This is a genomic window from Candidatus Pantoea bituminis, from assembly GCF_018842675.1.
Taxonomy (GTDB): domain Bacteria; phylum Pseudomonadota; class Gammaproteobacteria; order Enterobacterales; family Enterobacteriaceae; genus Pantoea; species Pantoea phytostimulans.
In genome coordinates, this window is sequence record NZ_JAGTWO010000004.1 from 2,948,895 (window position 1) to 2,961,846 (window position 12,952).

At 54.5% G+C, this 12,952-nt stretch carries 14 protein-coding genes and 1 pseudogene; 3 read left to right on the plus strand and 12 right to left on the minus strand.

The window, feature by feature from the left end:
• The first annotated feature begins 104 nt into the window (after nucleotides 1-104).
• The gene (gene mtnA / locus KQP84_RS17750) at nucleotides 105-1,127 is read left to right on the plus strand and encodes an S-methyl-5-thioribose-1-phosphate isomerase (RefSeq protein ID WP_215847524.1); all 1,023 of its coding nucleotides are present in this window, start codon (nucleotides 105-107) and stop codon (nucleotides 1,125-1,127) included.
• 154 nt (nucleotides 1,128-1,281) lie between these two features.
• Here mtnA and KQP84_RS17755 read toward each other — a convergent pair whose 3' ends face one another.
• From KQP84_RS17755 to KQP84_RS17765, 3 genes are read right to left on the minus strand one after another with little or no spacing between them, the layout of a single operon-like run.
• Nucleotides 1,282-1,824, minus strand: coding sequence for a 1,2-dihydroxy-3-keto-5-methylthiopentene dioxygenase (locus KQP84_RS17755; protein WP_215847525.1), 543 nt, complete (start codon nucleotides 1,822-1,824; stop codon nucleotides 1,282-1,284).
• Nucleotide 1,825: 1 nt separating this feature from the next.
• Nucleotides 1,826-2,509: an acireductone synthase gene (mtnC, locus tag KQP84_RS17760; protein WP_215847526.1), complete on the minus strand. Its 684-nt coding sequence runs from the start codon at nucleotides 2,507-2,509 to the stop codon at nucleotides 1,826-1,828.
• Nucleotides 2,506-3,120, minus strand: a complete 615-nt coding sequence (locus tag KQP84_RS17765; RefSeq protein ID WP_215847527.1) for a methylthioribulose 1-phosphate dehydratase — start codon at nucleotides 3,118-3,120, stop codon at nucleotides 2,506-2,508. Before KQP84_RS17765 ends, mtnC begins: the two co-directional genes overlap by 4 nt.
• A 378-nt stretch (nucleotides 3,121-3,498) precedes the next feature.
• Here KQP84_RS17765 and KQP84_RS17770 point away from each other — a divergent pair, with 378 nt between their 5' ends.
• Both KQP84_RS17770 and KQP84_RS17775 read left to right on the plus strand, forming a co-directional pair.
• The gene (locus KQP84_RS17770) at nucleotides 3,499-4,659 is read left to right on the plus strand and encodes a pyridoxal phosphate-dependent aminotransferase (RefSeq protein ID WP_215847528.1); all 1,161 of its coding nucleotides are present in this window, start codon (nucleotides 3,499-3,501) and stop codon (nucleotides 4,657-4,659) included.
• Nucleotides 4,647-5,417 (plus strand): amidohydrolase, encoded by a 771-nt coding sequence (locus tag KQP84_RS17775; RefSeq protein ID WP_215847529.1) that lies wholly within the window; start codon nucleotides 4,647-4,649, stop codon nucleotides 5,415-5,417. Before KQP84_RS17770 ends, KQP84_RS17775 begins: the two co-directional genes overlap by 13 nt.
• A 262-nt stretch (nucleotides 5,418-5,679) precedes the next feature.
• On the opposite strand, the gene uraH is transcribed toward KQP84_RS17775, so the two are convergent.
• From uraH to hpxU, 9 genes and pseudogenes are all read right to left on the minus strand, one after another.
• Nucleotides 5,680-6,015 (minus strand): hydroxyisourate hydrolase, encoded by a 336-nt coding sequence (gene uraH, locus KQP84_RS17780; protein ID WP_215847530.1) that lies wholly within the window; start codon nucleotides 6,013-6,015, stop codon nucleotides 5,680-5,682.
• Nucleotides 6,012-6,506, minus strand: coding sequence for a 2-oxo-4-hydroxy-4-carboxy-5-ureidoimidazoline decarboxylase (gene uraD, locus KQP84_RS17785; protein ID WP_215847531.1), 495 nt, complete (start codon nucleotides 6,504-6,506; stop codon nucleotides 6,012-6,014). Before uraD ends, uraH begins: the two co-directional genes overlap by 4 nt.
• 25 nt (nucleotides 6,507-6,531) lie before the next feature.
• Nucleotides 6,532-7,788, minus strand: a complete 1,257-nt coding sequence (gene hpxK / locus KQP84_RS17790) for an allantoate amidohydrolase (protein ID WP_215847532.1) — start codon at nucleotides 7,786-7,788, stop codon at nucleotides 6,532-6,534.
• Nucleotides 7,785-9,020, minus strand: a complete 1,236-nt coding sequence (locus tag KQP84_RS17795; protein WP_215847533.1) for a pyridoxal-phosphate-dependent aminotransferase family protein — start codon at nucleotides 9,018-9,020, stop codon at nucleotides 7,785-7,787. The genes hpxK and KQP84_RS17795 overlap by 4 nt, the downstream gene beginning before the upstream one ends.
• A gap of 21 nt (nucleotides 9,021-9,041) precedes the next feature.
• Nucleotides 9,042-9,773 (minus strand): amino acid ABC transporter ATP-binding protein, encoded by a 732-nt coding sequence (locus KQP84_RS17800; RefSeq protein ID WP_215847534.1) that lies wholly within the window; start codon nucleotides 9,771-9,773, stop codon nucleotides 9,042-9,044.
• A pseudogene (locus tag KQP84_RS17805) lies at nucleotides 9,754-10,408 on the minus strand (amino acid ABC transporter permease). The gene KQP84_RS17800 and the pseudogene KQP84_RS17805 overlap by 20 nt, the downstream one beginning before the upstream one ends.
• Nucleotides 10,408-11,073: an amino acid ABC transporter permease gene (locus KQP84_RS17810; protein WP_215847535.1), complete on the minus strand. Its 666-nt coding sequence runs from the start codon at nucleotides 11,071-11,073 to the stop codon at nucleotides 10,408-10,410. Before KQP84_RS17810 ends, KQP84_RS17805 begins: the two are co-directional and overlap by 1 nt.
• A 10-nt stretch (nucleotides 11,074-11,083) precedes the next feature.
• On the minus strand, nucleotides 11,084-11,869 hold the full coding sequence (locus KQP84_RS17815) for a transporter substrate-binding domain-containing protein (RefSeq protein WP_215847536.1): 786 nt from the start codon (nucleotides 11,867-11,869) through the stop codon (nucleotides 11,084-11,086).
• A 204-nt stretch (nucleotides 11,870-12,073) separates the two neighbouring features.
• The gene (hpxU, locus tag KQP84_RS17820) at nucleotides 12,074-12,913 is read right to left on the minus strand and encodes a MurR/RpiR family transcriptional regulator HpxU (RefSeq protein ID WP_215847537.1); all 840 of its coding nucleotides are present in this window, start codon (nucleotides 12,911-12,913) and stop codon (nucleotides 12,074-12,076) included.
• Nucleotides 12,914-12,952 lie beyond the last annotated feature (39 nt).

Here is a 12,952-nt window from a genome sequence, read left to right on the forward strand (position 1 = left end):
AAAGACTTGAGGATCAAATAGCCATAAGCCGTTCAGACGTCTATACATCCGCCAAGCATGTTGGCACAATATCCGCCATTAACGCAACATGGATTTCACAGACAATGCAGAGACTTCAAACCACCAACCTACAGGTTCGTGACAATCAGCTTTGGATCCTCGATCAGCAAGCGCTGCCGCAGCAAAAAAACTGGCTACCCGCGCACAGCGTGGCGCAGCTGGTTGAACATATTCATGCCTTGCGCGTGCGCGGTGCGCCGCTGATTGGCCTTTCTGCGTCGCTGCTGCTGGCGCTGCTGGCGGAGCACGGGCAAACGCGCGATCAGCTGGCAGAAGCGCTGGAAATCCTGCGCGCGGCGCGTCCGACCGCTGTGAACCTAATGAATAATCTTGATCGCATGAAGCTCGCGCTAGCGCAGGAGACGTTTGTCGACGCGCTTGTTAAAGAAGCGCTGCGTCTGGTGGAAGAAGATAAACAGCTGTGTGACGATATCGCTGACGCTGGCAGCGCGTTGGTCACGCCTGGCAGCCGCTTGCTGACACATTGCAATACTGGCGGATTAGCCACCGCAGGCGTAGGCACCGCGTTGGGCGTGATTGCCCGAGCGCATCAGCAAGGTAAAGTAGCGAATGTTTGGGTCGGTGAAACGCGTCCTTTATTGCAGGGTGGGCGGTTGACTGCATGGGAACTGGGTGAGCTGGCGATACCCTATCAGTTGATCACCGATTCCATGGCCGCCAGCCTGATGGCCAGTAAGCAGGTCGATGCGATTTGGGTCGGTGCCGATCGCATCGCTGCGAACGGTGATGTAGCGAACAAAATTGGCACTTACAGTTTGGCAGTGCTGGCGCATTACCATGGCATTCCATTCTATGTTGCCGCGCCACACACCACGCTGGATCGTTTGTGTCCGAACGGCGCAGCGATTCCGATTGAACAGCGTGCGGCGAGCGAGGTCACCGGCGTAGCGGGCAGTTTTGGCAATGTTCAATGGGCACCCGAAAATGCGGCTGTTTATAATCCGGCATTTGACGTGACGCCTGCTGCATTGATCAGCGGTTGGGTGTTGGATACCGGTGTGGTCACGCCAGAGCAGGTAAAATTGGGTGCGTTTCAGCCACAGTGATTCCTGCGTTGCGAGGTCGTTTGTCCCCTTCCCGGCCTTCCCCTTTTTGATGGGGAGGGACCAAGGTGGGGACAGTGCACACACGTCAAAACCGCGTATGTAGAGGCCAACATCTAACGCGCAGAGGTCAAATCTCTACGCGCAAAGGCAAAAGCTAATCCAGCCGTGGATAAGCATCGGCAATCTTGTCGCCAGTAAAATTAGCTACCCAACCTTCCTGATTATCGAAAATACGGATCGCAGTGAAGTTTGGCGACGATCCCATATCAAACCAGTGCGGCGTTCCCGCCGGAACGGAGATCAGATCGTTTTTCTCACACAGGATCTGCAAGATCTGTCCATCCAGATGCAGGCAAAACAATCCTGCGCCCTCAACAAAGAAACGCACTTCGTCTTCGCCATGGGTATGCTCTGAAAGAAACTTCTCGCGCAAGACGCTTTTCTGGGGATTGTCGGCACGCATGCTGATGACGTCCCAACTTTGATAACCTTTTTCGGCGACCAGACGATCAATGGCATGCTGATAAGCGTTAATTACCTTTTCGGCGTCAGGATTCTCACCCAGTTCGCGATCCGCTTCCCAGCGCTCAAAGCGTACACCTTTAGCGTTAAGACGTTCACGGATTGCCTCAGCATCGGTGCTGTGCCATACCGGCTGGCTGGCTTCACTCTCAGTAAAAATGGTCAGTGCACTCATCTCAAATCGACTCCGGGTTAATCTGGGAAAAATTATTGACCTGACGATGACGGCTTTGATTATCCGCGTCGCCACGAATCAACTGCAGGGTTTGCCAACCGGCTTCAGCCGCTGCGTCCAGTTCCTGATAAATATCAGAAAGAAACAGCAGCTGGTCAGCCGGCAGGCCGATTTCGGCGGCGATAGTGTGATAAGCGTTAACCTCACGCTTGGCACCAACGTGCGTATCAAAATAACCGCTAAACAGGCCAGTAATATCACCTTCGTCGCTGTAGCCAAATAACAATTTCTGCGCCGCAACCGAGCCGGAAGAATATACGTAGAGTTTTATACCCTGCTGCTGCCATGCCTTTAAAGCAGGCAGAACATCAGGGTAAAGGTGCCCGGTAAAACTGCCGTTAACGTAACCCGCGCGCCAGATCATCCCTTGCAGCGCTTTTAAGCCGGTGGATTTACGATCCTGATCCATAAAGCTGAACAGGATTTCAGTGATCGTGGCGAGATCGGCCTCCGGCAGTTCGGCTTCGATGCGTACCGCATTCAGCGCGGCAGCAACCTCTGCGTTATCCTGATTTTCGCGAATAAAGGCAGCTAAGTGTTGGCGGGCGTAAGGAAACAGTACGTTGTGCACGAAGCGGATGTCGCTGGTGGTGCCTTCGATATCAGTGACAATAGCGCGGATCATTTGCTCTCCAGCAGGCGACGTTGACGTTCGCATTCAAATAAAAACTCCAACCCTTCAAGATGACGTCGTGCTTCATTGACGTTTTCGCCCCAGCAGGTTAAGCCGTGACCGCGTAATAAAAAGCCGTAACGCAGCGGAAAACGGGCGGCATAATCTTCAATTTCTGACGCCAGCGCAGCGATGTCCTGGCTGTTATCAAATACCGGAATCGCCACGGTATCTTCATGCGTGTGCTGACCCGTCAGGGATTTTTGCATTTCGTAGCCATACAGCAGCAGTGCAGCGCCCTCTTCCACTCGAGACAAGACGGTGGCGTTAACGGTGTGCGTATGCAGAACCGCGCCCGCCTCGGGAAATAGTCGATAGATTAAGGTGTGCAACGCGGTTTCGGCAGAAGGTTTGCGTCCAGAAGGCGCAAGATTAGAGGCAATTTCAACCTGGATGAAGTCATCACGCGTCAGGCCACCTTTGTCTTTGCCCGATTCGCTGAGCAAACAGAAATGTTCATCCTGACGAACCGACATATTACCGCCAGTCGCGGGTGCCCAGCCTTTAGCGCCTATCCAGTGACAAGCGGCGACGAGCTGATCGAGCTGTTGAGTGTCAGACATACAATATCCTGTGCGATGGGTTTATGACCTTGATAATACCTATTTTAATAGGGCGACAAACGCATGAATCCCCGGGAGCTTACTCAGGTAAGTGACCGGGGTGAAATGCGGGCAGCCAACGCATCTGCAGCGCGAAGCATGACGGATAGATATCCTAAATAATTCGGGTTGCAGGAAGGCGGCAAACGCATGAATCCCCGGGAGCTTACTCAGGTAAGTGACCGGGGTGAAATGTGAGCAGCCAACGCATCTGCAGCGCGAAGTATGACGGATATAGCCATCTAAGCGTCTTGATTGCCAAATACTAGCATCCTGTTTATAGTGACAACAACACAAGGTTACTCCGCAACGACATTCGCGCTTATAGGCCCAAGAACAATGACGCAGCACAACCTGATTCCTGAGAGCAAATTACCTGCCCTCGGCACCACCATTTTTACGCAAATGAGCGCGCTGGCGCAGCAGCACAACGCAATCAATCTTTCCCAGGGCTTTCCTGATTTTGATGGCCCGCGCTATTTGCAGGAACGTCTGGCGTATCATGTTAGCCAGGGCGCGAATCAGTATGCGCCAATGACCGGTACGCTGCCGCTGCGTGAAGCGATTGCCGCTAAAACCGCTGAGCTTTATGGCCACCAGCCAGACATCGACAGTGAGATTACCGTTACTGCAGGCGCGACCGAAGCGTTGTATGCATCGATCACCGCACTGGTGCGTCCAGGCGACGAAGTGATCTGCTTTGATCCCAGCTATGACAGCTACGCACCCGCGGTACAACTGGCGGGCGGCGTGTTGAAACGCATCGCCCTGCAACCGCCGGGTTTTCGCGTTGATTGGGCTGCATTCAACACGTTGCTCAGCGATAAAACCCGTTTGGTGATCCTGAATACACCGCACAACCCTTCCGCTACTGTGTGGCGCAAGAGTGATTATGCCGCGCTGTGGCAGGCGATTGCCGATCAAGAAATCTATGTACTGAGCGACGAAGTTTACGAGCACATTTGCTTTGCCGAAGAAGGTCATGCCAGCGTGCTGGCGCATGCCGGGTTGCGTCAACGTGCGGTTGCCGTATCGTCATTTGGTAAAACCTTTCACATGACCGGCTGGAAAGTGGGTTACTGCATCGCACCTGCGGCGATCAGCGCTGAGATCCGCAAAGTGCACCAATACCTGACCTTCTCCGTGAATACCCCTGCCCAACTCGCCATTGCCGATATGCTACGTCAGGAACCTGAACACTATCGTGAACTGCCGGAGTTTTACCGTGCCCGCCGCGATCGTTTGATTCAGGCATTGAGCAAAAGCCGCTTTGAGGTGCTGCCCTGTGAAGGCACTTATTTCCTGCTCGCCGATTACAGCGCAATTTCTGATCTGGATGATGTGAGTTTCTGTCAATGGTTGACCAAAGAAGTGGGTGTCGCCGCGATTCCGTTATCGGTATTCTGTGCCGATCCATTCCCACACAAGCTAATTCGCCTCTGTTTTGCTAAACAAGAAGCGACGCTGGATGCCGCTGCGGAGCGTTTATGTCAGCTTTAAATATCACGGTTTTGCAGGAAACGCTGAGCTGGATGGATGGCGAAGCTAACCTACGCCATTTTGATCAGGTTCTGAAGGGTATTCATGGGCGGGATGTGATTCTGCTGCCTGAAATGTTTACCACCGGGTTTGCTATGGAAGCGGCGAAAAGCTCGCTGCCACAAGCGCAGGTGGTGGAATGGTTACACGGGCATGCACGTGCCACGGATGCGTTGGTTGGCGGCAGCGCGGCGATCCAAACTGAAAACGGTGCGGTGAACCGTTTTTTGCTAGTAGAGCCAGATGGTACGCTGCATCAGTATGACAAGCGTCATCTGTTCCGCATGGCCGATGAACATCATCATTATCTGCCGGGCGCAACCCGTGAAGTCTTCAGCTGGCGTGGCTGGCGTATCCTGCCACAAATCTGTTATGACCTGCGTTTCCCGGTCTTTTCCCGCAACCGCAATGATTACGATCTGGCGCTATTTGTCGCGAACTGGCCTGCGCCACGCGCGTTGCACTGGCAAGCGCTGTTATTAGCGCGGGCCATTGAGAATCAGGCTTATGTGGCGGGTTGTAATCGCGTAGGTAGCGATGGCAATCAGCATCAATACAGCGGTGATAGCCGGATTATTTCGCCGCAAGGAGAGATCATCAGCGCCGCCGAACCCTTTAAACCGGCGCGCCTCGATGCTGAGCTTTCACTGGATGAATTAAACGCCTACCGCGAACGCTTCCCGGCATGGCGCGATGCGGATGATTTTTCGCTGACGTGATGGGCTGCGCTTTTCCCGCCTCGGGCTGCTAAAGAGCGAGGTGGTTTATCCCTCACCTCAGATCCTCTGAAGTGCGAGGTCTTTTGTCCCCCACCTCGGTCCTCTAAAGTGCGAGGTCTTTTGTCCCCTGCCTCGCTCCTCCCCGTAAATGGGGAGGAAGATGCTGCAATAGGCGAATTCGGTATCAACATGTGGAGCGTCTCCTTCCCCGCGATGCGGGGAAGGCCGGGATGGGGGACAGCGCGCACCCACTAAGAGCCCCTTAACTTCCCCGATAAGTCGACCATGACCAGGGCGAAATCAAAAACGGCAGGTGGAAATGGCTGCCCGCCTCGGCAATGACAAAATCAATTTGGGCACTGACATACAGCGCATCGCGACCTGCAACCGCAAAGTAATCACCAATTTCGGCGGTCAGCCGATAATGTCCTGGCGATACCGGTTCTGGCGTTAAATCTTTCAGCCGCCCGTCGCTGTCAGTGACGCCTTCAGAAACGGGAAGCCATCCTTCTGGGCTATTTTGCTCCAGTGAAATCGCCACGCCGATTGCCGGTTTGCCCAGCGCGGTATCAAGAATGTGAGTAGTAATGGTGCTCATGCCATGCTCTCCTTAAGACGTAACAAGGTGATTTCTCGCAGTTGATCCAGCGCTTCCTGCTGCTCGCTTTGCGGGTCATTGCCCAGACGACGCTGTAACTCTGCCAGCATCTCTTCGCCGCTACGCCCTTTTGCGCGAATCAAAAATACCCGACCAAAGCGGGCTTCGTAGCGCTGATTGCCTTGCAACATCGCCTGTTGCAACGTGTTATCGGCCTGCTGCATCGCAGATTGCTCGCCACGCGACAGCGAAGCCTCTTTACTCGCGCCACTTACCCGATCGCCAATACGCGGATGTGCAGAGAGTGCCTGCTGAAGATCGGTGCCCTGCCATTGACGCGCCAACCGATCGCCCTCGGCGAGCAGCGCGTCGAGCGACGTATAAGGGCGCGCTGCTGCCAGCGCCTGTTGCCAGGCGGGAATCGCCACGCAATGAGCAATTGAAGCGATAGCATCATCAGCGGAAAGCTGATTAAAAACGGCTAATTCCATGCTTCTCTCCCTTTAATGAATCCGTTCAGCGATTCTGTTCTGCAATATGACAGATCGCCTGCAAATAGGCCTGAACGGCGGGTGCCACATCTTCAGCCATAACCGATTCAGCCGGATGATGACTGATGCCACGATCGTTGCGCACAAACAACATCCCAACCGGCCAGCGTTCGGCAATCGCGATGGCATCATGTCCCGCGCCGCTCGGCAGCGACACACTTCGGCCCTGCACGGTTTCTACCGCGTGGCTCAATGCCTGCTGCAACAGCGGATCGCAGGCCGTTGCCGCAATGCGATAATACTCATGGGATTCGAAACGCAAACCGCGACGCAGCGCGATCGCTTCAGCTTGCGTCAATAACGTCGACAGCAAGGTTTCCAGCGGATCGTCTTGTGGTCCACGCACGTCCAACGACAAATCGACTTCGCCAGGAATAACATTCACCGCGCCGGGCGCGCAACTTAAGGTACCCACGGTGGCCACCAGTTGCGGGTCCTGGTCGCGCGTGGTGTGTTCGATAAACACCATCCATTCAGCAGCAGCAGCCAGCGCATCTTTGCGATGCGTCATCGGCACCGTGCCCGCGTGACCCGCTTCGCCGGTGAAACGGCAATTCAGGCGACGTGCACCATTAATGGCGGTGACCACGCCGAGCGCCAGATTCTCTTGCTCCAGACAAGGCCCCTGTTCGATATGCAATTCCAGATAGGCCACGATCTCGTTAACATCTCGCGCTGCGCGATGGATTTGGGTGCTGTCGAGTCCGACATCGCTCATCGCCTGCGCCACGGTAATGCCGTTGCCATCGGGATGGGTTACCCAGCTTTCCGGCCAAGTGCCGGTAATGCCGCGGCTGCCTAACAGCGTAATGCCGAAACGCGTACCCTCCTCGTCGCCAAAACCTATAATCTCAATCGCCAGCGGCAAACGTTGCTGACGTTCATGCAGCCATTGCACGGTTTCAATGGCGGTTAAGACGCCAAGCATCCCGTCGTAGCGGCCCGCGTTGCGTACCGTATCGAGATGCGAACCCAACAACAGCGCAGGTGCACCCACATCAACGGCTTCGTAACGTCCACAGATATTGCCGACGGCATCTTGCCAAACCTGCATACCGGCGGCTTTCATCCATTCACCCACGCAGGCATTAGCGCGTAAATGCTCTGGTGACAGATAAACTCGGGTTAATCCGTCGGCCGACTCGCTGATCTCTGCCAGCGCGTCACAGCGCGTCATCACGCGCAGCGCGGCGGTTTGCGCTTCGCTGGCGTTCATTTTCATGCATGGCTCCCGTAGTGATCCCACGCCGCTTGTGAAGCCGCACCTTGCGGGGTGCGATAACCCAGATGCGTTAACACGCTTTCCAGCGCAGACAGCGTTTGCATCACGCAATCTTTTCGTGCGTTGTAACCCATAGTGCCGATACGCCAGACTTTGCCGTGCAGCGGGCCAAACGAGGTACCGATTTCGATAGCGAAATCGTCCAGCATCAGTTTGCGTACCTGATCGCCATTAACGCCCTGCGGAATCACCACGCCCAATACGTTATTCATTTTGTGTTTCAGGTCGCCGAAGGTTTCCAGTCCCATGCCCTGAATCCCTTTCAACATCGCTTCGCCATGCAGTTGGTGGCGCGCAATGCCGTTATCCAGTCCTTCTTGCAGGATCAAACGCGCGCATTCACGGGCGCCAAACAGCGCGGTGGTCGCTTCAGTGTGGTGATTCAGGCGCTCGGGTCCCCAGTAATCCATCACCATGCCGAGATCGAAATAGTTGGAGTAGATCATCTCGTCGTCGCCATCCTGATGCGCGTCAGTGCGAATCCCCTCTTCCACACATTTGCGTTTGCGGATCACGGCTTCCATTTCGGCGCTCAGCGTAATCGGCGAGGTGCCAGACGGGCCGCCAAGGCACTTTTGCATGCCAGCAGAAACCGCGTCCAACCCCCACGCATCGGTTTCCAGCGCGTTGCCGGCCAGCGAAGCGGTGGCATCGGTATAGAACAGCACGCCGTACTTTTTACAGATCGCTCCCAACTCCGCCAGCGGTTGCAGCATGGTGGTGGACGTGTCGCCCTGTACCGTCAACAGCAGGCGCGGCTTCACGCGTTTAATGGCATCTTCCACCTGATCGGGCGTAAAGACTTCGCCCCACGGCACCTCAATGGTGTGCACTTCAGCGCGACAGCGGCGAGCAATCTCACACAGCAAATGACCAAAACGTCCAAATACCGGCACCAACACTTTGTCGCCTGGACGAATTGCCGACAGCAGAATCGCTTCGATACCGGCGCGTGAAGTGCCATCAACCAGCATCGTCCAGCGGTTTTCAGTACGAAACACGCCACGATAGAGCGCCATCACTTCATTCATGTAATGCGTCATGGCGGGATCGTACTGACCCAGCAACTGGCTCGACATCGCACGCAGTACGCGTGGATCGGCGTTGATCGGCCCCGGTCCCATCAGCAGGCGTTGAGGGGGATTAAGTTGTGAGAATTGGGTGATATCCATGGTGAATTCCTTGTTAGACACTTAGAGGCGGACTGAGGAGATAAACTGCTTCAGCTCTGGTGTTTGCGGATTCGCGAACAGCGTTTTACTGTCGCCCTGCTCCCAGACGCGCCCCTGATGCATAAAGACCACACGATCGCCCACGTCGCGGGCGAAGTTCATTTCATGCGTAACGAGAATCAGCGTCATGCCTTCTGCCGCCAGCTTTTCTAATACCTTCAGCACTTCGCCAACCAATTCAGGATCGAGCGCCGAGGTGATCTCGTCACAGAGTAAAACTTTGGGCGTCATCGCCAGCGCACGGGCAATCGCCACGCGCTGCTGCTGGCCGCCGGAAAGGCTGGAAGGATAGTAGTTCAGTCGTTCGCCGAGGCCGACTTTATCCAGCATCTGCGCCGCCAGTTCACGGCACTCGGCTTCACTCTTTTTCAGCACGCGGCGCGGCGCCAGCATGACGTTTTCCAGCGCCGTCATGTGCGGAAACAGATTGAAGTTCTGAAACACCATCCCAACCGAACGGCTGATTTCACGCGCCTGTGACTCACGATCGGTGATGGTCATTCCGCCCAGCTTAATACTGCCTTCCTGATAACCTTCAAGACCATTCATGCAGCGTAACAGCGTACTTTTCCCCGATCCGCTGCGACCAATAATGGAGATGACTTCACCCATATCGACATCCAGATCGACGCCTTTCAGCACATGGTTTGTGCCGTAATATTTCTGCACCTGATTAATGGTGATGAGCGGCATTGAATTTTTCTCCAGATACTGGCTGTAGCGAGACAGCGGATAACACATCAGGAAGTAGCCCAGTGCCACCAACCCGAATACTTTAAATGGCTGATAGGTCACGTTATTTAAAATCGTGCCCGCTTTAGTCAGCTCAATGAAACCGATGATGGAAGCCAACGCGGTGCCTTTGATGACCTGCACGGCAAAGCCCACGGTGGGCGCGATGGCGATACGAATCGCCTGCGGTGTAATGACTCGCATCAGTGTTTGACCGAAATTGAGTCCCAGGCAGCGCGACGCTTCCCATTGGCCTTTAGGTAGCGCATTAATGCTGCCGTACCAGATATCGACCAGGAAGGCGCTGGTATAGAGCGTTAAAGCAACCGACGCCGCGGTCCAGGGTGCAACATCAATCCCGAACATCCCGACGCCGAAAAAGCCAGAAACAGCTGCATCAGCAGCGGCGTGCCCTGAAACAGTTCGGTGTAAGCGCGAACCGCACGCGACAGCCATTTGCGTTTTAGCAAGCGCATAAACAGCAGCGGAAGCGTGACGACCGTGCCGCCAAAAAACGCCACCAGCGATAATAAAATGGTCCAGCGCGCCGCCAGCAGTAAGTTGCGCACGATGTCCCAATCGGTAAAGCTCGTCATCATGACTGCACTCCAAACCATTTGCGGCCAATGCCCAGCAGCAGCTGACGCATGGCAATGGACAACGCCAGATAGATCAGCGTGGTCACCAGATAGACTTCAAAGCTCAAAAAGGTGCGCGACTGAATCAGGTTGGCAGCAAACGTCAGTTCTTCATAGGAAACCTGTGACACCACTGACGATCCCAGCATCACGATGATGCATTGGCTGACCAGCGCGGGGTAAATACGCTGCAGCGACGGCGGCAGCACCACGCGCAGAAATGTCTGGCTGCGGGTTAATCCCAATACGCGTCCCGCTTCCCATTGCCCTTTAGGTGTTACCTGAATGCCGGCGCGAATAATTTCGGTGCTGTACGCGCCAAGGTTAATTAGCATCGCCAGCAGCGCAGCTTCACCCGCAGTGAGTTTCAGCCCGAGATTGGGTAAACCGAATACGATAAAAAAGAGTTGCACCACGAACGGCGTATTGCGGATCAGTTCAACGTACACGCCCCAGATGCGACTCAACGCGCTCGGTTTGCCGCTGCGTAACGCCGCGCCAAAGATACCGAGGCCGACACCGCCGACAGTGGCGAGCACCGTCAGCTGAATGGTGATCCAGAGGCCGGAGAGCAATTCCGGCCAATACGGCCACAATGCGGGAAAGTTAAGTTGCCCGATCATTGTTTCGTCCTTATGCGCCGAGGTTGGCAGGCAGCGGTGCTTTCAACCACTCTTGCGACAGTTTGTTCAACGTGCCATCTTTGATGCCCTGCTCAATCAGCGCATTCATCTTATCTTTCAGCGCCGGCTCATTTTTCTTCAGACCGATAAAGCACGGTGAATCTTTCAACATGAACTGGGCAACGGGCGCTTTCGCCGGGTTCTGACGAGTGATCGCGGCCACCACTAAGTTACCGGTCGCGACGTATTGAACCTGACCCGAAAGATAAGCTGACAGCGTGGTGTTGTTATCTTCATAACGTTTTACCTGCGCATCTTTTGGCGCGACATCGCTCAACACCATATCTTCAACTGCTCCGCGCGTTACGCCAACAGACTTACCGCTCAGCGCCGCCGCGTCTTTCACCTCTTCACCTTTTGGCCCAAACACGCCCAGGAAGAACGGCGCATAGGCACGCGTAAAGTCGATGACCTTTTCACGCTCAGCGTTTTTACCCATGCTGGAGATCACCAGATCGACTTTATCGGTCTGAAGATAAGGTACGCGGTTAGCGCTGGTGACGGGCACCAACTGCAACTTAAGTTTCATCTGTTTAGCCAGATACTTCGCCATGTCGATGTCATAACCTTGCGGCTGCAAGTCAGTGCCAACCGATCCAAACGGCGGGAAGTCCTGAGGTACCGCAACGCGAAGGACGCCGCGCTTTTGAATATCCTGCAGTTGATCAGCCAGCGCACTGCCTGCTTGTGCCATCAGTAATGCCGCTGTCGCCACTGCCATCAAAACTTTTTTCATTATGCACCCCAGTGAATTAACGTGAAAGATTTACGTGAAACAAAAGATTCTTGATAAAGCAATTTGCAACTAATGTGCCAACCAGCATTATCTGGAGAAACGCGTTATTTATTCGAGGCATTAGGAGATTGACGGCGTAACAATCGCGCTTAAACCGTCAAGAGGAGATGAACCAAAAGAGGCAAAGCACCAAAATGGTGCCTGTTAGCGGTGCTCCAACTCGTCAAATTGCTGATAAAGATCGGCAATATGGTGAATACGTTGACGCCCATGAGATAACATTTCGTGTAATAACGCATTCGCCAGCAAATTAATCAGGCTCATCGCTGAAGCGTAGCTGTCAAAGGCAGAAACGCTGTCGAGGGGCGCGCAGAGTTGCCAGCGTGCCAGTGAAATCACCGTCTGCGCCTGGGGTTCACACAATGCCAGTTGCGGCACGCCAGCGCTTTGCAACTGCTGCATCAGCGGACGAATAATGCGCGTGCGACGACGAAACGCCATCACCACCACCATGTCATCCGGGGTGATATCAACCAACTCTTCCGCCAGCGTTTGGCCTGGCTGCGGCAGAATATGCACCTGCGGACGCGCCTGCATTAGCTGTTGACGCAGGTGCAAAGCAACCGGATAAGCGTTGCGCATTCCAATGATAAAAATGCGTTTTGCCTGTGCTAACTGCTGAATGACTTCACTGAACTGCTGTGCATCAATGTTGTTAACCCACTGTGTCAGATTCGCCATTTCCTGCTTGTAGTGGCGCGACAACAAGGTGTTGCCCTGCACCGCATCACGGTTGTCGGTAAGCGGCATGCCACTTTGGCGCAGGGTGCGCAATTCATCGCGCATATCTTTGTATTTTTCATAGCCCAAACGTTTAAACAGGCGGCTGACGGTGGCTTTCGACACGCCACTCAGCCGCGCCAGCTCAGCGCTGTTGTAGCTGATGAGATCATCAAAGTGATCAAAGACAAAGTCAGCAATGCGCTGTTCCTGCGGCGAAAGCTGGGGATAGTGGCTTCTGAGCCGTTCATCAAGCTGTTTCATTATTCATCCTGTAACTTTCGTTTCAGATCAAGCTAGCAT